Genomic DNA, 21,081 nt, shown 5'->3' with positions numbered 1-21,081 from the left:
CGGGCCGTCGGCGGTGGGCGCCACCGGCCCCGGGTGGCCCGTCAGGGGGCGCGACCCGTCAGATGCGGCGCAGGACCGCGACGACCCGACCCATGATGGTGGCGTCGTCGCCCGGGATCGGGTCGAAGGCCGGGTTCTGCGGCATCAGCCAGACGTGGCCGTCACGGCGGCGGTAGGTCTTCACGGTCGCCTCGCCGTCGAGCATCGCGGCGACGATGTCGCCGGCCTCGGCGGTCGGCTGCTGCCGCACCACCACCCAGTCGCCGTCGCAGATCGCCGCGTCGAGCATCGAGTCGCCCTTGACCTGGAGCATGAAGACCTCGCCCTCGCCCACCAGCTCGCGGGGGAGGGGGAAGACGTCCTCCACCGCCTGCTCGGCGAGGATGGGGCCACCGGCGGCGATCCGGCCGAGCATCGGCACGTACGCCGGTGCGGGGCGCTGCGAGCGGCTCGCCTCGTCGTCGAGGGTGTCGGCGGGAGCCCGGACGTCCACCGCGCGCGGCCGGTTCGGGTCGCGCCGCAGGAAGCCCTTCTTCTCCAGCTCCTTGAGCTGGTAGGCGACGCTGGACGGGGAGACCAGGCCGACGGCCTCGCCGATCTCCCGCACGCTCGGCGGGTAGCCGTGCCGCTCGACCCAGGTGCGGATGAACTCCAGGATGCGGCGCTGCCGGGCGGTCAGGTCGACCGTGGCCGGGTCGGGGAAGCTGCTGACCATCGGGGTGACCGGGCGCACGGCCGGCTGGGCGGCCCGGCTGCGCGCGGCGCGGGGGCGTCGGGTGGCCGGCGGACCCGCCTCGGTGCTCTGCTGCGGGTTCTTCGGCCGGCTGGCCCGGTCCTCGGTCACGTCCGTCCTCCCTGGTCGGCGCTGGTTGCCCGGCGGCTCGGGGCTTGGGGGTGAGCCGCGCGTTGCCTCGGCCGGCCCGTGTGTTCTCCGGCCCGGTTGTTCTTGACCGTATAGGTGGGATCGGTCATTTTCAAACATCTGTACGACCTTCGTCGGCGTGTCGGACTCGAAAAGCGGGAAATCCGAACGCCTGTTCTGATAAATGGTACGCGCGCTCGAACGTCAGTTCGATGCGCGCCTGCCCGATCCCCGTTCGAGGCGCGGGTCGGCCGCAGGGCGTGACCGGGGGGACGCGTGCCGCGTTGGGGCTTTCGGCGGCCCTGCGGAGGGGGTGCCGACGTGATTCTGGCGACGCGCCGGACACGCCCCGGCGAACTTGACCACGGTCCGCCGGACGCATACGGTCAACCCCTAGATGTAGTAGTCACACGGGCGTAAGTCGCCTACAGGTTGGGTTCGACTACCGACCGCACTTCCCGCTACCGCACCCGGTGGCGGTCCCCGAGTGGGGCCGGCGCCGCGGTTTCGCGTGCCCGGGGATGCCTGTCGGCCCGCCGTCGATGAAGGAGGTCAGGCGATGCGGTGCCCATATTGCCGGCACGCCGACTCCCGGGTCGTCGACTCGCGGGAGGCCGACGACGGCCAGCTGATCCGCCGGCGGCGGTCGTGCCCCGAGTGCGGCAAGCGGTTCACCACCGTCGAGGAGGCGGTGCTCGCCGTGGTCAAGCGGAGCGGGGTGACCGAGCCGTTCAGCCGCATCAAGATCGTCGGTGGGGTGCGCAAGGCGTGCCAGGGGCGACCGGTCGACGAGGACTCGATCGCCCTGCTCGCGCAGAAGGTCGAGGAGACCATCCGGGCCAAGGGGGCCGCCGAGATCCCCAGCCACGACGTCGGCCTGGCGATCCTGGGCCCGCTGCGGGACCTGGACGAGGTGGCCTACCTGCGCTTCGCCAGCGTCTACCGCTCGTTCGACTCCCTGGCGGACTTCGAGCGCGAGATCGAGACGCTGCGGGCCGCCGCCCGCGCCCGGGAGGGCGCCGTGGCCGGCGACGGGACGGCGGCGGCGGGGGCCGCCGGCCGTACCGAGTGATTTTTCTGGTTTCTGACAGTTTGGACGCGCGGTGGGTGACCGCGCAGACGAGGGGGCGGATGAGATGGCGGGGGACGGCGTGACAGCCAGCCGGACGCGGACGAAGGCCAGCACCGGCCTGAAGATCGAGCGGGTGTGGACGACCGAGGGGGTCCACCCCTACGACGAGGTGACGTGGGAGCGTCGCGACGTCGTGATGACGAACTGGCGGGACGGCTCGATCAACTTCGAGCAGCGCGGGGTGGAGTTCCCCGAGTCCTGGAGCGTCAACGCGGCCAACATCGTCACCACCAAGTACTTCCGGGGCGCCGTGGGCACCCCCGAGCGGGAGTGGTCGCTGCGGCAGCTCATCGACCGGGTGGTCAGCACCTACCGGGCCGCCGGTGAGGAGCACGGCTACTTCGCGACCCCGGCGGACGCCGAGGTGTTCGGCCACGAGCTGACCTGGATGCTGCTGCACCAGGTGTTCAGCTTCAACTCGCCGGTCTGGTTCAACGTCGGCACGCCCTCGCCCCAGCAGGTCAGCGCGTGCCTGCCCTACGACTCGCTGGTCAGCACCCCCGGCGGCCTGGTGCCGATCGGCACGCTGGTCGAGGGGAACGCCGTCGGGGCCAAGGTGTACGACGGCAACGGCCTGACCAGGATCGTCGCCGTCAAGGCCAACGGGGTGCGCGAGGTCGTCCGCCTGCACACCAAGGCGGGTTACCAGCTCGACGTCACGCCGGACCACGTGGTGTGGAAGAGCACGGGCGACGGCACGGGCCAGTGGGTCGAGGCCGGCACGCTCGCGCCCGGCGACAAGCTGGAGTGGCACCGCACCTACGCCTATGGCGAGAGCGAGATCGACCTGCGGGAGATCCGCGAGGCCGCGCTCGCCGGCTGGCTGCAGTCCGACGGGTTCGTGGGGCAGTACGACGAGGGCACGAACCGGTCGTTGACGATCGAGGCGATGACCGTCAACGACGACGAGCTGGACTGGGTCACCGGCACCCTCGACGAGGTCTTCGGCGGCGCACACCGGCACGAGCGCACGGTGACGACGCAGAGCGACGAGTTGGACTGCCGGCGCACCCGCCTCTACGGCGAGCACCTGCGCCCGTTCGTGCAGAAGTGGAACCTGCTCACCCGCGGCGTCGAGATGGAGGTGCCGCGGCAACTCTTCACCGCGCCGCTGCCGGTCGTCGCGGCGTACCTGCGCAGCATCTTCCAGGCCGAGGGCTACGTCTCCGCGCGCGAGCACTCGACGCTCGTCGCGGTGGACATGGTCTCGGAGAAGCTGATCCGGGGCGTGCAGAGCCTGCTGCTGCGCTTCGGGATCTTCTCCCGCGTCGCGCACAAGCCCGACCCGCGCCCGAACCGCAAGGGCTGCTGGTCGGTCCGGATCCAGAACGACGGCGACCGTGACCTCTTCGCCACCCACATCGGCTTCGTCGGCGCGGAGAAGATGGCCAAGCTCGAGCAGAGCTTCGCCAAGGCGGGCCGGTCGGCCGGCGGCGTCAAGCGGCTGGAGATCGACCGCATCGAGCCGCTCGGCGCGATGGAGGTCTACGACATCCAGACGGAGAGCGGCGAGTTCCTCGCCGGCAACCTCCGGGTGCACAACTGCTTCATCCTCTCCGTCGACGACTCGATGGATTCGATCCTCGACTGGTACAAGGAGGAGGGGCTGATCTTCAAGGGCGGCTCCGGCTCCGGGGTCAACCTCTCCCGGATCCGCTCCTCCCGGGAGCTGCTCTCCTCCGGCGGCACCGCCTCCGGCCCGGTCAGCTTCATGCGCGGCGCGGACGCCTCCGCCGGCACGATCAAGTCGGGCGGCGCCACCCGGCGCGCGGCGAAGATGGTCATCCTCGACGTAGACCACCCGGACATCGAGGAGTTCGTGATCACCAAGGCGCGCGAGGAGGACAAGATCCGCGCGCTGCGGGACGCCGGCTTCGACATGGACCTCGGCGGCAACGACATCGTCAGCGTGCAGTACCAGAACGCCAACAACTCGGTGCGCGTCTCCGACGAGTTCATGTCGGCCGTGGAGAACGGCGGCGGCTTCGACCTGCGCGGCCGGCTCGACGGGCAGACCATCGAGACCATCGACGCCAAGAAGCTGTTCCGCACCATCGCCCAGGCCGCCTGGGAGTGCGCCGACCCCGGCCTCCAGTACGACGACACGATCAACGACTGGCACACCTGCCCGGAGACCGGGCGGATCACCGCCTCCAACCCGTGCAGCGAATACCTGCACCTGGACAACTCGTCCTGCAACCTCGCCTCGCTGAACCTGATGAAGTTCCTGCGGGCCGACGGCGGGTTCGAGGTGGAGAAGTTCGTCCGCTCGGTCGAGTTCGTCATCACCGCGATGGACATCTCGATCTGCTTCGCCGACTTCCCGACCGAGCGGATCGGCGAGACCACCCGCGCCTACCGGCAGCTCGGCATCGGGTACGCCAACCTCGGCGCGCTGCTGATGGCCTCGGGCCTGCCGTACGACTCGGAGCAGGGGCGCTCCGTCGCCGCCGCGATCACCTCGCTGATGACCGGCACGGCGTACCGCCGCTCGGCCGAGCTGGCCGGTATCGTCGGCGCGTACGACGGCTACGCCCGCAACGCCGAGCCGCACAAGCGGGTCATGCGCAAGCACGCCGCCGCCAACGACGAGATCAAGCCCACGGGCACGGTCGCCACCGCGATCGTCCGGGAGGCCACGAAGCAGTGGACCCAGGGCAACAAGATCGGCGACAAGCACGGCTGGCGCAACTCCCAGGCCGCGGTGCTCGCGCCGACCGGAACTATCGGCTTGATGATGGACTGCGACACCACCGGCGTTGAGCCCGATCTGGCGCTGGTCAAGTTCAAGAAGCTGGTCGGTGGCGGCTCCATGCAGATCGTCAACCAGACCGTCCCGCGCGCCCTGCGCAGCCTCGGCTACCCCGAGGAGCAGGTCGAGGCGATCGTCGAGCACATCGCCGACCACGGTCACGTGGTCGACGCCCCCGGCCTCAAGCCGGAGCACTACCCGGTCTTCGACTGCGCGATGGGCGAGCGGTCCATCGCGCCGATGGGGCACGTGCGGATGATGGCGGCCGTCCAGCCGTTCATCTCGGGCGCCATCTCCAAGACGGTCAACATGCCGGAGCAGGCGACCGTCGAGGACGTCGAGAAGATCTACTTCGAGGGCTGGAAGCTCGGCCTGAAGGCGCTGGCGATCTACCGGGACAACTGCAAGGTCGGCCAGCCGCTGTCGGTGGCCAAGCCCAACAAGGCGACCGCGCCGGCCGAGGCGGGGCAGGTCGTCGAGAAGGTCGTGGAGAAGGTCGTCGAGTACCGCCCGGTGCGCAAGCGGCTGCCGAAGAAGCGTCCCTCGGAGACGGTCAGCTTCTCCGTCGGCGGCGCGGAGGGATACCTCACCGCCTCGTCGTACCCGGACGACGGCCTCGGCGAGGTCTTCCTGAAGATGTCGAAGCAGGGCTCGACCCTGGCCGGCGTGATGGACGCCTTCTCGGTGGCCATCTCCATCGGCCTCCAGTACGGCGTCCCGCTGGAGACGTACGTCAGCAAGTTCACCAACATGCGCTTCGAGCCGGCCGGCATGACCGACGACCCGGACGTGCGGATGGCCGCCTCGGTGATGGACTACATCTTCCGTCGCCTGGCCCTGGACTTCCTGCCGTACGAGCGCCGCGCCGAGCTGGGCATCTTCACCGCCAAGGAGCGGGCCGCGCAGCTGCGGGCCGAGGCCGAGGCGGAGAGCGCGACGGTCAGCGGTGCTGACCTCACCGCGATGGCGGCCTCCGCGCCGGTCGAGTCGCCGGAGACCAAGGCCGCGCCGGGCCCGCAGGGCGCGGTCGCCCGGCCGGCCCAGGAGCTGGCCGACGTCGCCGCCGCCAAGCCGGCCCCGTCGGTGGGCTCCAGCACGGAGCTGCTGGAGGCCGTGATCGGCAAGGCCGCCGACGCGCCGCTGTGCTTCACCTGCGGCACGAAGATGCGCCCGGCCGGAAGCTGCTACGTCTGCGAGGGCTGCGGGTCTACCAGCGGCTGTAGCTGAGCGCGGCGACAGGTCGGGCCCGGGCGCGCCAGCGCCCGGGCCCGACCTGTAGGTGCAAGGAAGGGCCCCTTGTTAACGCCTACGGTAGAGAGGGGCACCCCTCTCACACCGCAGAGCGGCTAGCCTTCGTCGGTGACGACAGGTGTGGATGCGGCGGTCGCCGCCGGTTACGTCGAGTTCGCCGACCGCGAGGCGCGCGGCGTGTCGCCCGCGTACGAGCGGCTGGCCCACGCCGTCGCCCGCGACGGTCGACTGCTCGCGCTGCTCGGCACGGTGCCGGCGGCCAAACGGCAGCCCAACCTGCTGTTCGCCGTCGTCCGGCTGCTCGGCGGGCCGGTCGAGGACCCGGCCGCGTTCGGCGAGTTCGTGGCGGCCCACTGGCCGGCGGTCGCGGCGCAGCTGCGTACCCGCGCGACCCAGACCAACGAGGCCGGCCGGTGCGCGGCGCTCCTGCCGGTGCTGGCCACGCTGCCGCAGCCCCTCGCGCTGCTGGAGGTCGGCGCGTCGGCGGGGCTGTGCCTCTACCCCGACCGGTACTCCTATCGCTACGGCGACCACCGGATCGGCGACGGCGAGCCCGTCCTCGACTGCGTGCTCACCGGCGTCGCGCCGCCGGCCCGCCGGCCCGAGGTGGTGTGGCGGGCCGGGCTGGACCTGAACCCCCTCGACGTGACCGACCCCGCCGACGCCGCCTGGCTCGACGCCCTCGTCTGGCCCGAGCACACCCACCGCCGCGCCCGGCTGCGGGCCGCGTCGGCCGTCGCGGCGGCCGACCCGCCGCTGCTCGTCCGCGGCGATCTCGTCGACGACCTGCCGGCGCTGGCCGCGCGGGCGCCCGCCGACGCGACCCTGGTCGTGTTCCACACCAGCGTGCTCTACCTGGTGCCGGCTCCGCGCCGGGCGGCCTTCGCCGATCTGGTACGCACACTGCCCGGCCACTGGCTCGCCAACGAGACCCCGGAGGTGCTGGGGCACGGCGCGCTGCCTGAGCCACCGGACGGGACGCTGCACAACGTGCTCGCGCTGGACGGCACGCCGCTGGCCTGGACGAGGCCGCACGGTCAGGCGGTCACCTGGTTCGCGTGACGCCCCGCGCGGGGTCACGCAGAGCAATGCTCCCCACTACGCTGGGGCCTCCTGGCGTGCCTGACGGGGGAGGTCGTCGTGGTGAGGCCTGCCGTTCGTGTGCTCTTCGCGGTGCCACCTCCCGTGCTCTGGGGGCTGGTCGCGGGGTGGTGGACCCCGCGGGGCCCCGGAGCCGTGGGCCCGGCGCTGGCTTCGATCGGCGTCAGTCTCGCCGTGGGGCTGGCCGCGGGTTGGCTGAGCCGGTCTCGGTGGGCGACGGTCGCCGCGCCGGTTGCGTACGCGGTGGCGGTCGAGCTGGCCCGGATCCGGCTGCGCGGGCCGAGCGTCGACCGGCCGCACCTGAGCGGTTTCGGCGTCGTCGTGCTCCTCACCGGGCGCGGGGTCCACGGCACGCTCTCCCTGCTGCCGCTGCTCGTCGGTGCCGCGTACGGTGCCGGGATCGCCCGCCGGTCGGTCGGTGGCGACGGCCGGGGGAAGGTGCTGCGCTGGGCCGGTCGCGGCGCGGTGGGGGTGCTTGCCGCGGTGCTCGCGCTGGTCACGGTCGGCGTGGCGGTGCCGGCCCGCACCGACCGGATCCCCGGCGGGATCGCCGAGCTCGCCACCGTGACCACCGCCGGCCGCGACCTCGGTCTGTTGATCCGGGGCGTGGAGCCGGCCGCGCCGGTGCTGCTCGTGGTGCCCGGCCCGCCCGGTGGTTCGGAGATCGGCTCGGTGCGCCGTCACCTGGCCGACCTGGAACGGCACTTCGTGGTCGCCACCTGGGACCGGGCCGGCGCGCCGAAGTCCTGGTCGGCCTTCCCGCCCGCGCCGACCCTGGACGGCGAGGTGGCCGATCTCGTCGCCGTCGCCGAGCACCTGCGGCGGCGCTTCGGCCGCGACCGGGTGCACCTGCTCGCCCACTCGGGCGGCACCATCCCCGGGCTGCTCGCCGTGCAGCGTCGCCCGGAGCTGTTCGCCTCCTACGTGGGCGTCGGCCAGGTGGTCAGCCTGCGCGAGGCCGACATCAGCCAGCACGCCGACACCGTGGCCTGGGCCCGGCGCACGGGCCGGGCCGACCTCGCCGACCGGATGAGCGCGCAAGGTCCGCCGCCCTACCAGGACATCTGGGCGTACGAGCCGCTGCTGACCAACGAACCGGCGGCCTTCGACTTCGACCGCTCCGGCAACAGCGAGGGGGTCGGCGGGGTGGTGGAGAACCTCGGTGTGCCGGAATACACGCTTCTGGAGAAGGCGCACCTGCTCCCCGGCTTCATCGACGGTTGGGACACGCTCTACCCGCGCCTGCAGGGGCTGGACTTTCGCGCCGAGGTGCGGCGGCTCGACGTCCCGACGTACCTCGTGGACGGTGAGCACGAGGTGCCGGGGCGGCTGCGCCTGCTCGACCAGTGGTATGCCCAGCTCCAGGCCCCCCGCAAGGAACACGTCGTCATCCCCGGCGCCGGGCACCGGTCGCTGTTCCAGCGGCCCGGCCCGTTCGTCGAGCTGATGACCCGGGTACGCGCGGAGACGGAGGGCGTTCCCCGCTGAGGCGCCGCGCGCGACGCCGCCTCCTGACCCGCCCCGCCTCGGCGCGCGGCACTCGGGCAGCACGTCGTGTCCGGCGGCGGCTAGGGTCGCCCGTCATGGGGGAACCGAACTGGCTGCGGGAGACCCGCGCCGCGTACGACGAGGTGGCCGTCGACTACGCCCGGCTGGTCCACGGTGAGCTGAGGCACAAGCCGTTGGAGCGGGCCCTGCTGGCCACCTTCGCCGAGCTGGTCGGCGGTGGTGGGACCACCCGGGCGGCCACGTCCGGGCCGGTCGTGGAGGTCGGCTGTGGCACCGGCCGGATCACCGCCCACCTGCGTGGCCTCGGGCTGGCCGTCGCCGGCCTCGACCTCTCCCCGGGGATGGTCGCCGTGGCCCGCCAATCCTGGCCGGGGGTGCGCTTCGCCGTCGCCTCGATGACCGACCTGCCGCTGGCCGACGCCGGCCTCGCCGGGCTCGTCGCCTGGTACTCGATCATCCATCTGCCGCCGGAGGCGCTGCCGGCCGTCTTCGCGGAGTTCCACCGGGTGCTCGCCCCGGGCGGCGAGCTGCTGCTCGCGTTCAAGGCCGGCGACAAGCGGATCCGCCTGGAGCAGGCGTACGGCCACACCGTCTCCTACGACGTGCACTGGCTGCCGCCGGACCGGATCGCCGCGCAGCTCGCCGCCGCCGGGTTCGCCGTGCACGCCCGCCTGGTCCGGGAGCCCGAGGACTACGAGCGCGGCCCTCAGGCGTACCTGCTGGCCCGCCGGACCCGTCACGCCGACCCGACGTAGCCGGCGGCGGGCCGCACGGCGGGTGCGCCGGGTGGGCGCGCCGACGGGCGTTAGGAAGGGGCCCTTCCTATGCAGAATGCGTTAACAAGGTGCCCTTCCTTACACTGCGGCGGTGGGGGGAGAGCGGGTGCCGTTGGCGGATCGGCCGCTGACCGAGCCGCACCCGTCGCGGCTGCCGCCGCAGCACCCGCACCGGGAGCGGGTCCTCGCCGCGCATGCCGCCGCCCTCGCGGCGGGGCAGGCCGGCTATCCCGATCCGGAGACCGGCCTGTTCGTGCTCACCGCCGGTTTCCTGGCCCGCCGGGGCACCTGCTGCGGGCGGGGCTGCCGGCACTGCCCGTACGTGGCCGACTGATCCTGCGCCGGTGCCGCCGTCGACGGGCTTCCGCCCGCGCGGGTCGCCGCGGACCGTGGGCTTTCGCCCGAGGCGGACAACCCGTACGGTGTCGGGCGGACATCGGCGGGAACCGCCGGGAGGCGCGGAGGTTGGCGTGCGCGGTTGGATCTGCCTGGCGGGCGTGTCGACGCTGCTGGTGGCGGGGTGCGGGGCGGAGGCGGCGGAGCCGGTGGCGGTGCCCCGGGGTGCGCCGGTCGTGGTCGACGTGCCGGCGGCGTCCTCCGGCGGCGCGTGCCGGCTGCTCGACTTCGCCGTGGTCGAGGAGCACACCGGGGAGCGGTTCGACGTGGCGGCGGCCAGCGCGCGCGACGACACCCGCACCTGCGTGCTGCGCGCGAAGCGGGCGCTGCTGCCGGAGCTGACCCTCGCCGTCACCGACACGTCGATCGGCGTGGACGACTTCACGGCCGACGTGCGGCCCGCGGGGGCCCGGAAGGTCAGCCGGCTGGGTCAGGTCGCCTACCGGCGGACCGGGGCGGCGACGAAGGGGCAGGGGCCGGTCGCCGAGGTGGGCTGGCTGGCCACCGAGGACCGGCTGGCCGTGCTGCGCTGGACGCTGCCGAAGGGCGCCGGGCGCGACGCGGCCGAGGAGGTCGCCGGGAAGCTGGTCACGCTGGCGGGGACGGTCGACACCCGGGCCCTGTGAACTGGCGCGCCGGCGCCGGGGCACCGGACGGCGCCTTCCCGCCGGGCCCGGGGAAGCGGCGTCAGGTCAGCGGGCGGCGACGAAGACCCGGGAGGCGACCTCGCGGGGCAGCCGGACCCGGTCGCCGGAGCGGTCGATGGAGACGCCGTCGCGCTCCTGGGCCACGGTCACGGTCGCGCCCGGGTCGACCCCGGCGGCGTGCAGCTGCCGCAGCACGTCGGCGTCGGTCTGCACGCTCTCGCAGATCCGCCGCACGACCACCGTGCCGGTGAGCCCCGGGAACGCCAGGTTGCGCTCGCCGTCGCTGCGGTCGGTCGGCTGCTCGGGGGTGCCCAGCTCCTCCAGACCCGGGATCGGGTTGCCGTACGGGGAGCGGGTGGGGCGGTTGAGCAGGTCGTACACCCGCTGCTCGACCGCGTCGCTCATCACGTGCTCCCACCGGCAGGCCTCCTCGTGGGCCTCCTCGTAGGGCATCCCGATGACGTTGACCAGCAGCAGCTCGGCGAGCCGGTGCTTGCGCATCACGGACACGGCGGACGCGCGGCCCAGCGGGGTCAGCGCGAGGTGCCGGTCGCCCTCGACGGTGAGCAGCCCGTCGCGTTCCATCCGGGCGACGGTCTGGCTGACGGTGGGACCGCTCTGGCGCAGCCGCTCGGCGATCCGGGCGCGCAACGGCGGGACGCCCTCCTCCTCGAGTTCGAGGATGGTGCGCAGGTACATCTCGGTCGTGTCCACTAGATCGTGGCGCATCGATTCCCCCTCTCGGCGGAGGCAGTTCCGCGCCCACTCGTGTCGACCAGGTGCTTCACGTCGGCGACCTCCCGGAGGTCGATGGTACCCCGGCCGCTGGAGATCGCCCGCCGCCGAATCGCGAGGTGACCGCCCGAATGGTGTTCACTGGACGGCATGTCCGGTACCGAGGAGTCGCTGGTCGAGGCCGACCGGCTCGCGGCGGAGCTCGACTCCGCCGACCCGCCCGCCCTGCTCGACGTCCGGTGGCGGCTCGCCGGCCCGCCCGGCCGCGAGGACCACGCCGCCGGTCACCTGCCGGGCGCGGTCTTCGTGGACCTGGACGCCGCGCTGTGCGGGCCGCCCGGCGCGGCCGGCCGGCATCCGCTGCCCGACCCCGCCGCCCTCCAGGCCGCGTTGCGGGCCGCCGGGGTCCGCGCCGGTCACCCCGTCGTCGTGTACGACGGCGGCGACGGCCTCGGCGCGGCGCGGGCCTGGTGGACGCTGCGCTGGGCCGGGCACCGGCCGGTCCGGGTGCTGCACGGCGGCTTCCCGGCCTGGGTGGCCGCCGGCCTGCCCGTGTCGACGGACGTGCCCACCCCGGCCCCCGGGGACGTGACCGTCCGCCCGGGCGGGCTGCCGGTGCTCGACGCCGCCGCGGCCGCCGCGCTCGCCGCCGCTGGCGACGGGACGCTGCTCGACGTGCGGGCCGCGGCCCGCTTCCGGGGCGAGCACGAGCCGGTCGACCCGGTGGCCGGGCACGTGCCGGGCGCGGTGAACCTGCCCGCCGGGGAGTACGTCGGCCCGGACGGCCGCTTCCCGTCCGGCGCGGCGCTGCGGGAGCGGTTCGCCGCCGCCGGGGTGGCCGACGCCGCGGCCGTGGGGGCGTACTGCGGGTCCGGGGTGACCGCCGCGCAGGCCGTGCTCGCCCTGCACCTGGCGGGCCGCCCGGACGCCGCCCTCTACGTCGGATCGTGGAGCAACTGGGTGGCCGACCCGTCCCGCCCCGTCGCCACCGGCGGCTGACCGCCGGTGCCCGGCGGCCGGGAGGGCCGCCGACCAGGGAGACACCGGCCACGGCGGCAGCGCGGGTGGTGGGCGGCGGCGGTGGCCCGTGCGACGATGGCCCCATGTCCGAGGACACGGTGGTGGTGTGGGACGAGGCGCTGCTCGCCTACGACATGGGCGACCATCCGCTCGACCCGGTGCGGGTCGAGCTGACCGTCGCGCTCGCCGGGGAGCTGGGCGTCCTGGGCCGGCCCGGGGTGCGGCTGGTCCGGCCGGAGCCGGCCGGCGAGGCCCTGCTGACCCGGGTGCACGACCCGCGCTACCTCGACGCCGTCCGCGTCGCCCCCCGCGACCCGCTCTTCGCCGGGTTCGGGCTGGGCACATCGGACAATCCGGTCTTCGAGGGGATGCACGAGTCCAGCGCGCTGGTCGCCGGGGCCACCGTGGCCGCCGCCGAGGCGGTGTGGCGGGGCGAGGCGCGGCGGGCCGTCAACGTGGCCGGCGGGCTGCACCACGCCATGCCGGCCCGCGCCGCCGGGTTCTGCGTCTACAACGACCCGGCGGTGGCCATCGCCCGCCTGCTCGACCTCGGCGCGGAGCGGATCGCGTACGTCGACGTGGACGTGCACCACGGCGACGGCGTGCAGGCCATCTTCTGGGACGACCCCCGGGTGCTCACCGTCAGCCTGCACGAGACCCCGCTCGCCCTGTTCCCCGGCACCGGGTTCCCCGACGAGACGGGCGGCCCGGGCGCGCCGGGCAGCGCCGTGAACGTGCCGCTGCCGCCCGGGGTCGACGACGCCGGCTGGCTGCGCGCGTTCCACGCGGTGGTGCCGTCGGTGCTGCGGGCGTTCCGGCCGCAGCTTCTGGTGACCCAGTGCGGGGCGGACGGGCACCGCATCGACCCTCTCGCCGACCTGCACCTGAGCGTCGACGGGCAGCGCGCCACCTACCTGGCGTTGCGGGCGCTTGCCGACGAGCTGTGCGACGGCCGCTGGGTGGCCACCGGCGGCGGCGGGTACGCCCTCGTCGAGGTGGTGCCCCGCGCCTGGACCCACCTGCTCGCGGTGGCGACCGGCGACCCGATCGACCCGGCGACGCTCACCCCGCCCGGCTGGCGCGGCCTCGCCGCCGCCCGCCGCCCCGGCCGGGAGGTGCCGCTGCGGATGACCGACGACGCCGACCCCGCGTTCGCGCCGTGGCAGCCGACCGGCGAGCCGAACCCGGTGGACCGGGCCATCGCGGCGACCCGCAAGGCGGTGTTCCCGCTGCTCGGCCTCGACCCGCACGACCCGCGGGACTGACCGGGCTGCGCCCGGGGAGGGGCCGGAACCGGTGACCACAGTCGACCAGCCGGTGGACGTGCTGCTCAGCGACGGCAGCACCGTCGGGCTGCGCCCGATCCGCCCGGACGACGCGCCCGGGATCGTGGCGATGCACGCCCGCTTCTCGGAGCGCACCCGCTACCTGCGCTACTTCTCGCCGTACCCGCGCATCCCGGAGCGGGACCTGAACCGCTTCGTGCACGTCGACCACGTCGACCGGGAGGCGTTCGTGGTGCTCGCCGCCGGGCGGATCGTCGCCGTGGGCCGCTACGAACGGCTCGGCCCGCAGGCCCCCGAGGCCGAGGTGGCGTTCGTGGTGGAGGACGCCCACCAGGGGCGGGGGATCGGCTCGGTGCTGCTGGAGCACCTGGCCGACGCCGCCCGGCGGGTCGGGATCGTGCGTTTCGTCGCCGAGGTGCTCCCGGCCAACGGGGCGATGCTGCGGGTCTTCGCCGACTTCGGCTACCAGGTCCAACGCCAGTACGCCGACGGCGTGGTGCACCTGAGCTTCCCGATCGCGCCGACCGAGGCGACGCTGGCGGTGCAGCGGGGTCGGGAGCACCGCACCGAGGCCCGCTCCATCGCCCGGCTGCTGGCCCCCCGGGGCGTGGCCGTCTACGGCGCGAGCGCCACCGGGCAGGGCGTCGGCGCGGCGCTGCTCGGGCACCTGCGCGACGGCGGGTACCCGGGGCCGGTCGTGCCGGTGCACCCGGGCGCGGCGACGGTGGCGGGGCTGCCCGCGTACCCGTCGGCGGTCGACGCCGGCCACGCGATCGACCTGGCGGTGGTCGCGGTGGCCCCGGAGGCGGTGGGCGCGGTGGTGGCCGACGCGGCGGCGGCCGGCGCGCACGGCCTGGTGGTGATCTCGGCCGGCTTCGCCGAGGCCGGCGCGGACGGCGCGGCGGCCCAGCGGGCCCTGGTCCGCGCCGCGCACGCCGCCGGGATGCGGGTCGTCGGCCCGAACTGCCTGGGCGTGGCCAACACCGCCGACCAGGTACGCCTCAACGCGACCCTCGCGCCCGCGCTGCCGGCCCCCGGCCGGGTGGGCATCTTCAGCCAGTCCGGCGCGTTCGGGGTGGCGCTGCTGGCCGAGGCGGCCCGGCGGGGCCTCGGCCTGTCCAGCTTCGTCTCGGCCGGCAACCGGGCCGACGTCTCCGGCAACGACCTGCTTCAATACTGGCAGGACGCCCCCGGCACCGACGTGATCATGTTGTACCTGGAGACGTTCGGCAACCCGCGCAAGTTCGCCCGGCTGGCCCGGCGGATCGGCCGGGACAAGCCGGTGGTGGCGCTGGCGTCCCCGGCCCGCCCGCCCGGCCTGAACGGCGACGCGCCCGGCCCCGACGCGGTCGCGGTCGACGCCCTGTTCGCCCAGTCCGGGGTGATCCGGGTCGACACGGTCGCCGAGCTGCTCGACGTCGGCGTGCTGCTGGCCCACCAGCCCCGGCCCGCCGGGCGGCGGGTCGCCGTGGTCGGCAACTCCTCGGCGCTGACCGGGCTGGCCGCCACCGCCTGCGCCGCGCAGGGGCTGACGGTGGCGGCCGGCTACCCGTCCGACGTGGGCCCCCGGGCCGGGGCGGCCGAGTTCGCCGCCGCGTTCGGCGCGGCCGCCGCCGACGCGCACGTGGACGCCCTCGTCGCGGTCTTCGCCCCGCCACTGCCCGGCCAGCTCACCGACACCGGGGCCGACTTCGCCGCCGCCCTGCCCGGCGCGCTCGACGCCGGCAAGCCGGTGGTGGCGACCTTCCTCGCCGGGCGCGTGCCGGCGGGGGTGCCGGCGTATCCGAGCGTGGAGGAGGCGGTGCGGGCCCTGGCCCGGGTCGCCGCGTACGCCGACTGGCTGCGCCGGCCGCCCGGCGCGCTGCCCGAGCTGCCCCGCGTCGACCCCGCCGCCGCGGCCGCCGCGCTGCGCGCCGACGGGGCCGACCCGGCGGGGCTGCTGGGCGCGTACGGTATCGACGTGGTGCCGTCGGTGCGCGCCGGGTCGGCCGACGAGGCGGTCGCCGCCGCCGGGGCGCTGGGCTGCCCGGTGGCGCTGAAGGCGGCCGCCCCCGGGCTGCGGCACCGCCTCGACCTCGGCGCGGTCCGGCTCGACCTGGCCGACGCGGCGGCGGTGCGCCGGGCGTACGCGGAGATGTCGACGGTCTTCGGCGCGGACGTCCTGGTGCAGGCGATGGTCCCGCCCGGCGTGCCCTGCGTGGTGGAGCTGGTGGAGGACCCGGCGTTCGGGCCGGTGGTCGGCTTCGGCCTCGGCGGCGTCGCCACCGAGCTGCTCGGCGACCGGGCGTGGCGGGCGGTGCCGCTGACCGACGCCGACGCCGCCGAGCTGGTCGACGCGCCCCGGGCCGCGCCGCTGCTGCGCGGGCACCGGGGGGCCGCGCCGGTGGACCGGGCCGCCCTGGCGGAGCTGCTGCTGCGGGTGGGGCGGCTCGCCGACGAGCAGCCCCGGGTGCGTTCGCTCACCCTCAACCCGGTGCTGGCCCGCCCGGACGGCATCTCGGTGCTGCACGCCACGGTGGGCGTCGGCGCGGCGGGCGCCCGCCCCGACACGGGCCCCCGCCGCCTGTAAGGAAGGGCACCTTGTTAACGCCTTCTGTATAGGAAGGGCCCCCTCCTAACACCGCTGGGCCCGCGCCCGCCCAGCGCCGCACCGCATGCGCGAGGGCCCCGGCGAACCGCCGGGGCCCCTCCCTACGCGTGCCGCTTCAGCAGGCGTACGCCTCCAGCCGCTGCGCCCGCTCCGGGGCGCGCAGCTTGAGCAGCGTGACCTTCTCGATCTGCCGGATCCGCTCCCGGGACAGGCCGAACTCCTTGCCCACCTCGTCGAGGGTGCGCTGCCGGCCGTCGTCCAGGCCGAAGCGGAGCCGGATCACGGCCTGCTCCCGCTGGGACAGGGTGGCGAGCACGATCTGCACCTCGTTGCGCAGCTCGCCGTCGGCGGCGGCCGCACCGGGCTCGGCGGCCGGGTCGACGGCGGCGACGAAGTCGCCCAGGGCGCTCTCGCCGTCCTCGCCGACGGCCTGGTCGAGGCTGACCGGCTCCCGGTCGTACGAGATCAGCTCGATGACCTGGAACTCGGGGACGTCCATGGCGCGGGCGACCTCGGCGACGGTGGGCTCGCGGCCCAGCGTGACGGCCAGCTCGCGGCGGGCCCGGACCATCCGGTTGACCTGCTCGACCATGTGCACCGGGATGCGGATGGTGCGGGCCTGGTCGGCCATCGCCCGGGTGATCGCCTGCCGGATCCACCAGGTCGCGTACGTGGAGAACTTGAAGCCCTTGGTGTAGTCGAACTTCTCGACCGCCCGGATCAGGCCGAGGTTGCCCTCCTGGATGAGGTCGAGGAACGCCATGCCCCGGCCGGTGTACCGCTTGGCGATGCTGACGACGAGGCGCAGGTTGGCCTCCAGCAGGTGGTCCTTGGCCGTGCGCCCCTCGGCGACGACGATCTCCAGGTCGGCGCGCAGCTCCGTCGAGACGGGCGTGCAGGTGGCCAGCTTCTCCTCGGCGAACAGCCCGGCCTCGATCCGCTTGGCGAGCACCACCTCCTGCTCGGCGGTGAGCAGCTTGGTGCGCCCGATGCCGTTGAGGTATGCCCGGACCAGGTCCGTGGAGACGCCGCGCTCGTCGGTGGCGTCGAGGTCGGTCAGGGTGTCGGCGGCAGCCTCGGCGTCGGTGGTGACGGCCGGGCCGATCTGGTTCTCGATCATCTGAAGGACCATCTCTGTCTCTCCCCGTGTCCACGTCTGTGCCGCGTTGCCGGCCCAGCGGCGCCGGTGACACACACTCTGGCAACCGGGACGTGAAACGGGAGTGAGGCGATCGGGGAACCGACAGCGGATAGGGGTACCGGGGTATGACCTTGCCAGGCCCGGCTACCGTGCCGGCAGTCGGCCGTTCGGGCCGAATCAGCAGGTCGGACGTGCAACGGCCGATCTTCGAGAGGGTGGAGGGCGTCGTGGTCTTCAAGCGGCTCATGCAGGCGATGGGTGTGGGCGGTCCGTCGGTGGAGACGGTGCTGAGCAATCCGAACTGCCGTCCGGGCGGTCAGTTGGAGGGCGTCGTGCACGTGGCCGGCGGCGAGCACGCGGTCGACATCGACTACGTCGCGCTGGGCCTGGTCACCCGGGTCGAGGTGGAGAGCGGCGACAGCGAGTACGAGACCACCCAGGAGTTCCACCGTCGCCAGGTGACCGGGGCGTTCCGGCTGGAGCCGGGGCAGCGCTACGACGTCCCGTTCCGCTTCGACGTGCCGTGGGAGACCCCGCTCACCGAGCTGTACGGGCAGCACCTGCACGGGATGACGATGGGGCTGCGTACGGAGCTGGAGGTGGCGCGGGCGGTCGACAAGGGCGACCTGGACGCGGTGGCGGTGCACCCGCTGCCGGCCCAGGAGGCGCTGCTGGAGGCGCTGCTGCGGCTGGGCTTCCGGTTCGCCCGCGCCGACGTCGAGCGGGGCCACATCTACGGGGTACGCCAGCACCTGCCGTTCTACCAGGAGATCGAGTTCTACCCGGCCCCCCAGTACGCCCAGGCGATCAACCAGCTGGAGGTCACCTTCGTCACCGACCCGCAGCAAGTGCAGGTGGTGCTGGAGATCGACAAGCGGGGCGGCGTGTTCACCGAGGGGCGGGACGCCTTCGGCCGGTTCAGCGTCGACCACGCCACCGTGCACAACACCGACTGGGCCGCCCAGCTCGACGGCTGGCTCCGCCAGTCCATCCAGCGCCGCGGCCTCTTCTTCTGACCCGACCCGACCCCGCCCCGACCCCCGAGTCCCCACGTCGATCAAGAGGTCTGCGTCACCCGGAGCACGGATCATGACGCCAACCTCTTGATCGACGAGAGGGGTCGCGGGGGCGGGGGCGGGTGGCTGGGGTTGGTGCGGGCGTCAGAGGTCCAGGAGGAGGGTGCGGGGGCCCACGTTGACGCTCTCCACCAGCATGTGGGCGCGGAAGCGGCCCGTCTGCACCGGGGCGCCACGCTCGCGCAGGGCCGCCACGACCGCCTCGACCAGGGGCTCGGCGACCTCGGCGGGGGCGGCGGCGGTCCAGCTCGGGCGGCGGCCCTTGCGGGCGTCGCCGTAGAGGGTGAACTGGCTGACCACCAGGATGCCGGCGCCGGTGTCCGCCGCGCTGCGCTCGTCGTCCAGGACGCGCAGCTCGTGGATCTTGCGGGCCATGGTGCGGGCCGTCTCCCCGGTGTCGGTGTGGGTCACCCCGAGCAGCACCAGCAGCCCGTCGGTGACCGCGCCGACGACCTCCCCGTCGACCGTGACGCTGGCCCGGCCGACGGTCTGCACGACCGCCCGCATCAGCGCACCGCCCGCGCCGCCGCCGGCATCCGCGGCTGTCTCAGCGCGCGCATCAGTCGCTCACCGGCTCGACGATGCCGCGTTCCACCAGGTGCGCCACGATCGGGCCGGCCGCCTCGGCCAGCTCCTCGGGGGCCACGTCGTGCGCGGCGGCGAGCAGGGCGAGCTGGTCGCGCAGCGGCAGCCGGCCGTCCGCGCCGCCGACCAGGGCCAGCACCAGCGGGTCGATCTCCTCCGTCCAGCGCAGCCCGTGCGGCATCGCCAGGACCTGCCGGTCCACCGCCCAGCCCTCGTCGCCCATCGTCGCCTCCTGCCGCAGCTGGAGCCCCTCGGCGGCCCGGTAGCGCGCGTCGAGCAGCCCGTCGGCACCGCGTGCCCGGAGCCAGTCCTGGCGGTCGAACCAGGCGGCGATCCGCTCGCCCATCGGCGGCTCCACCCGCTGCCGCAGGTCCTCGATCCGCACCACCGGGTCGGCGTGGCCGCCGCGACGCAGCGAGACGATGCCGAAGCCGACCGCCTCCACCTTGTGCGCGTCGAACCAGTCGAGCCAGGCCGCCGCCCGGTGCGGGTCGGCGGCCTCGCCGACGTCGGTCAGCCACAGGTTGACGTACGCCATCGGGTCGGCGACCTCCCGCTGGATGACCCAGGCGTCCAGGCCGGTGCCGGCGAACCAGCCGGCCACCCGCTCGCCCCAGTCCTCCCCGGTGACGTGCACCCAGTTGGCCAGGTACTGCATGGTGCCGCCCTCGGTGAGCAGCCCTGGTGCGGCGGCGGCCAGCTCGGCGCCGATCGCGTCGCCGACCCGGCCCGAGTCCCGGTACACGTGGGTGGTGGTGCCGGGGCCGACCACGAACGGCGGGTTGCTGACCACCAGGTCGAACCTGCGTCCGGCGACCGGGGCGACCAGGTCCCCGCGCAGCAGCTCCCAGTCCTGGCCGTTGAGCGCGGCCGTGGTGGCGGCGAAGCGCAGCGCCCGCTCGGAGACGTCGGTGGCGGTGACCCGGCGGGCGTGGGTGGCCAGGTGCAGCGCCTGCACCCCGGAGCCGGTGCCCAGGTCGAGCGCGGTCTCCACCGGCCGGCGCACGGCCGCCCCGATCAGCGTCTGGGTCGCCCCGCCGATGCCGAGCACGTGCTCGGCGTGCAGCGGCCGGCCCGGCCGGGAGCTGACCGGCAGGTCGGCGAGGACCCACCAGTCGTCGGCGTACGGCTCCAGGTCGACGCCCGCGCGCAGCCCGTCGCCGTGCCGCTCGACCAGGCCCCCGGCCAGCGCCTCGGCCACGGTCAGCGGGGCGAGCGCGGCGGCCACCGCGGCCTCCGGCTCGGTCTGGTCGCAGATGAACACCCGGATGAGGGTGGCCAGCGGGTCGCGGTCGGCGGTGGCGCGCAGGGCCGCCCGGAAGTCGTTGCGGGCGATCCCGCCGGTCGCCTGCGGTCCGAGCCGGTCGGCGATGCCGTTCGAGGTGTACGCGGCGCGGGACAGCGCCGTGCGGAGCGCCTCGACGCCGGCGGGGGAGAGCAGCATGTCGTGTTCGTCCACGTCGCCATCCTGCCTGCCGCCGTGGCGGCAGGCGTCACCGCCGCCCCGGAATCCGACTTCCTGGGCGCGAGCCGGCGGGACCGTCCGGCGGCCCACGCCCGGGGAGTCGGCGTCGCGGCGTCGCGGCGGGGCGGCAGGATGGACGGCATGACGTTCTCGCTGCCCATCGACCCCGAGGCCAACCGGCTGCTGGAGCGCAGCCCGCTGGCCCTGCTGCTGGGGATGACGCTCGACCAGCAGATCCCGATGGAGAAGGCGTTCTCCTCGCCGTACGTGCTGGCGCAGCGCCTCGGGCACGAGCCGGACGCCCGCGAGCTGGCCGGGTACGACCCGGACGCGCTGGTGGCGGTCTTCGCCGAGCCGCCCGCCCTGCACCGGTTCCCGAAGGCGATGGCCGCCCGGACGCAGGAGGTGTGCCGGGTGCTGGTCGACCGGTACGACGGCGACGCCGCCCGGCTCTGGGCCGACGTCGCCGACGGGCGGGACCTGCTGCGCCGGATCACCGAGCTGCCCGGGTTCGGCCGGCAGAAGGCGCAGATCCTCGTCGCGCTGCTCGGCAAGCGGTACGGCGTCACCCCGGAAGGCTGGCGGGAGGCGGCCGGCGGCTACGGCGACGCCGACGCGTACCGGTCGGTGGCCGACGTGGCCGACGCGGACTCGCTGCGCCGCGTACGCGAGCACAAGCAGCGGATGAAGGCGGAGGCGAAGGCCGCGAAGGGCTGACGCAACCCCGCGCCGGTCGGGCTCGTTGAGCCCGTCGGGC

Annotated in this window: 16 protein-coding genes and 3 pseudogenes; 14 read left to right on the top strand and 5 right to left on the bottom strand. The window is 74.6% G+C overall.

The features are described 5' to 3' along the window. Positions 1 to 58: 58 nt before the first annotated feature. The gene (gene lexA, locus HDA31_RS20745) at positions 59 to 844 is read right to left on the bottom strand and encodes a transcriptional repressor LexA (RefSeq protein ID WP_074473958.1); all 786 of its coding nucleotides are present in this window, start codon (positions 842 to 844) and stop codon (positions 59 to 61) included. Positions 845 to 1,421: 577 nt separating this feature from the next. On the opposite strand from lexA, the gene nrdR reads away from it, so the two are divergent. The 9 genes and pseudogenes from nrdR to HDA31_RS20710 all read left to right on the top strand — a co-directional run bounded on the left by nrdR (position 1,422) and on the right by HDA31_RS20710 (position 10,405). Then, the gene (nrdR, locus tag HDA31_RS20740; RefSeq protein ID WP_074473959.1) at positions 1,422 to 1,934 is read left to right on the top strand and encodes a transcriptional regulator NrdR; all 513 of its coding nucleotides are present in this window, start codon (positions 1,422 to 1,424) and stop codon (positions 1,932 to 1,934) included. A 64-nt stretch (positions 1,935 to 1,998) separates the two neighbouring features. Continuing rightward, positions 1,999 to 2,466: pseudogene (locus HDA31_RS33115) on the top strand (vitamin B12-dependent ribonucleotide reductase); the annotation flags it as partial. Beyond that, positions 2,467 to 3,348 (top strand): annotated as a pseudogene (locus tag HDA31_RS33110) (LAGLIDADG family homing endonuclease); the annotation flags it as partial. A gap of 177 nt (positions 3,349 to 3,525) precedes the next feature. Continuing rightward, a pseudogene (locus HDA31_RS33105) lies at positions 3,526 to 5,973 on the top strand (vitamin B12-dependent ribonucleotide reductase); the annotation flags it as partial. A 144-nt stretch (positions 5,974 to 6,117) separates the two neighbouring features. Continuing rightward, positions 6,118 to 7,059, top strand: a complete 942-nt coding sequence (locus tag HDA31_RS20730; protein WP_178067183.1) for a DUF2332 domain-containing protein — start codon at positions 6,118 to 6,120, stop codon at positions 7,057 to 7,059. A gap of 78 nt (positions 7,060 to 7,137) precedes the next feature. Further along, on the top strand, positions 7,138 to 8,586 hold the full coding sequence (locus tag HDA31_RS20725) for an alpha/beta fold hydrolase (RefSeq protein WP_311774368.1): 1,449 nt from the start codon (positions 7,138 to 7,140) through the stop codon (positions 8,584 to 8,586). Positions 8,587 to 8,681: 95 nt separating this feature from the next. Beyond that, a complete protein-coding gene (locus HDA31_RS20720) occupies positions 8,682 to 9,362 on the top strand; it encodes a class I SAM-dependent DNA methyltransferase (RefSeq protein WP_178063914.1) in 681 nt (226 codons plus the stop codon). A gap of 112 nt (positions 9,363 to 9,474) precedes the next feature. Further along, positions 9,475 to 9,717 carry a DUF5522 domain-containing protein gene (locus tag HDA31_RS20715; protein WP_074473963.1) on the top strand — a complete coding sequence of 81 codons (243 nt, stop codon included), beginning with the start codon at positions 9,475 to 9,477 and terminating at the stop codon, positions 9,715 to 9,717. A 136-nt stretch (positions 9,718 to 9,853) separates the two neighbouring features. Beyond that, entirely contained in the window at positions 9,854 to 10,405 is a 552-nt protein-coding gene (locus HDA31_RS20710) for a hypothetical protein (protein WP_178063915.1), read from the top strand. Between the two features lie 66 nt (positions 10,406 to 10,471). On the opposite strand, the gene HDA31_RS20705 is transcribed toward HDA31_RS20710, so the two are convergent. Then, positions 10,472 to 11,155, bottom strand: a complete 684-nt coding sequence (locus HDA31_RS20705) for an iron-dependent transcriptional repressor DtxR (RefSeq protein ID WP_178063916.1) — start codon at positions 11,153 to 11,155, stop codon at positions 10,472 to 10,474. 156 nt (positions 11,156 to 11,311) lie between these two features. Between HDA31_RS20705 and HDA31_RS20700 the strand changes: the two genes are divergently transcribed. From HDA31_RS20700 to HDA31_RS20690, 3 genes are all read left to right on the top strand, one after another. Then, complete coding sequence (locus HDA31_RS20700; RefSeq protein ID WP_178063917.1) at positions 11,312 to 12,160, top strand: sulfurtransferase; 849 nt, start codon at positions 11,312 to 11,314, stop codon at positions 12,158 to 12,160. A 104-nt stretch (positions 12,161 to 12,264) separates the two neighbouring features. Then, positions 12,265 to 13,446, top strand: coding sequence for an acetoin utilization protein AcuC (locus HDA31_RS20695; protein ID WP_178063918.1), 1,182 nt, complete (start codon positions 12,265 to 12,267; stop codon positions 13,444 to 13,446). Between the two features lie 31 nt (positions 13,447 to 13,477). Then, entirely contained in the window at positions 13,478 to 16,036 is a 2,559-nt protein-coding gene (locus HDA31_RS20690; protein ID WP_178063919.1) for a bifunctional acetate--CoA ligase family protein/GNAT family N-acetyltransferase, read from the top strand. A 136-nt stretch (positions 16,037 to 16,172) separates the two neighbouring features. Here HDA31_RS20690 and sigB read toward each other — a convergent pair whose 3' ends face one another. Continuing rightward, positions 16,173 to 17,189, bottom strand: a complete 1,017-nt coding sequence (sigB, locus tag HDA31_RS20685) for an RNA polymerase sigma factor SigB (RefSeq protein WP_043962501.1) — start codon at positions 17,187 to 17,189, stop codon at positions 16,173 to 16,175. Positions 17,190 to 17,425: 236 nt separating this feature from the next. Here sigB and HDA31_RS20680 point away from each other — a divergent pair, with 236 nt between their 5' ends. Further along, positions 17,426 to 18,214, top strand: coding sequence for a sporulation protein (locus HDA31_RS20680; protein WP_178067186.1), 789 nt, complete (start codon positions 17,426 to 17,428; stop codon positions 18,212 to 18,214). A 144-nt stretch (positions 18,215 to 18,358) separates the two neighbouring features. Here the strand turns inward: HDA31_RS20680 and dtd are convergent, their stop codons facing one another. Both dtd and HDA31_RS20670 read right to left on the bottom strand, forming a co-directional pair. Beyond that, positions 18,359 to 18,781, bottom strand: coding sequence for a D-aminoacyl-tRNA deacylase (gene dtd, locus HDA31_RS20675; protein WP_178063920.1), 423 nt, complete (start codon positions 18,779 to 18,781; stop codon positions 18,359 to 18,361). Between the two features lie 52 nt (positions 18,782 to 18,833). Continuing rightward, on the bottom strand, positions 18,834 to 20,318 hold the full coding sequence (locus HDA31_RS20670) for a DUF7782 domain-containing protein (RefSeq protein WP_178063921.1): 1,485 nt from the start codon (positions 20,316 to 20,318) through the stop codon (positions 18,834 to 18,836). Between the two features lie 138 nt (positions 20,319 to 20,456). Here HDA31_RS20670 and HDA31_RS20665 point away from each other — a divergent pair, with 138 nt between their 5' ends. Then, positions 20,457 to 21,041, top strand: coding sequence for an HhH-GPD-type base excision DNA repair protein (locus HDA31_RS20665; protein ID WP_178067188.1), 585 nt, complete (start codon positions 20,457 to 20,459; stop codon positions 21,039 to 21,041). Positions 21,042 to 21,081: the final 40 nt, after the last annotated feature.

It is taken from the genome of Micromonospora carbonacea (assembly GCF_014205165.1).
GTDB classification, from domain to species: Bacteria; Actinomycetota; Actinomycetes; order Mycobacteriales; family Micromonosporaceae; genus Micromonospora; species Micromonospora carbonacea.
The sequence above is the reverse complement of the archived record's forward strand: the minus strand, read 5'-3'. Positions and strand labels throughout refer to the sequence as shown.

Bases quoted from the DNA above. Each gene is read 5' to 3' on its own strand.
- HDA31_RS20695 (WP_178063918.1), top strand. From the start codon at position 12,265: ATGTCCGAGGACACGGTGGTGGTGTGGGACGAGGCGCTGCTCGCCTAC.
- HDA31_RS20720 (WP_178063914.1), top strand. From the start codon at position 8,682: ATGGGGGAACCGAACTGGCTGCGGGAGACCCGCGCCGCGTACGACGAG.
- HDA31_RS20665 (WP_178067188.1), top strand. From the start codon at position 20,457: ATGGACGGCATGACGTTCTCGCTGCCCATCGACCCCGAGGCCAACCGG.
- dtd (WP_178063920.1), bottom strand. From the start codon at position 18,781: ATGCGGGCGGTCGTGCAGACCGTCGGCCGGGCCAGCGTCACGGTCGAC.
- nrdR (WP_074473959.1), top strand. From the start codon at position 1,422: ATGCGGTGCCCATATTGCCGGCACGCCGACTCCCGGGTCGTCGACTCG.
- HDA31_RS20705 (WP_178063916.1), bottom strand. From the start codon at position 11,155: ATGCGCCACGATCTAGTGGACACGACCGAGATGTACCTGCGCACCATC.
- sigB (WP_043962501.1), bottom strand. From the start codon at position 17,189: ATGGTCCTTCAGATGATCGAGAACCAGATCGGCCCGGCCGTCACCACC.
- HDA31_RS20700 (WP_178063917.1), top strand. From the start codon at position 11,312: ATGTCCGGTACCGAGGAGTCGCTGGTCGAGGCCGACCGGCTCGCGGCG.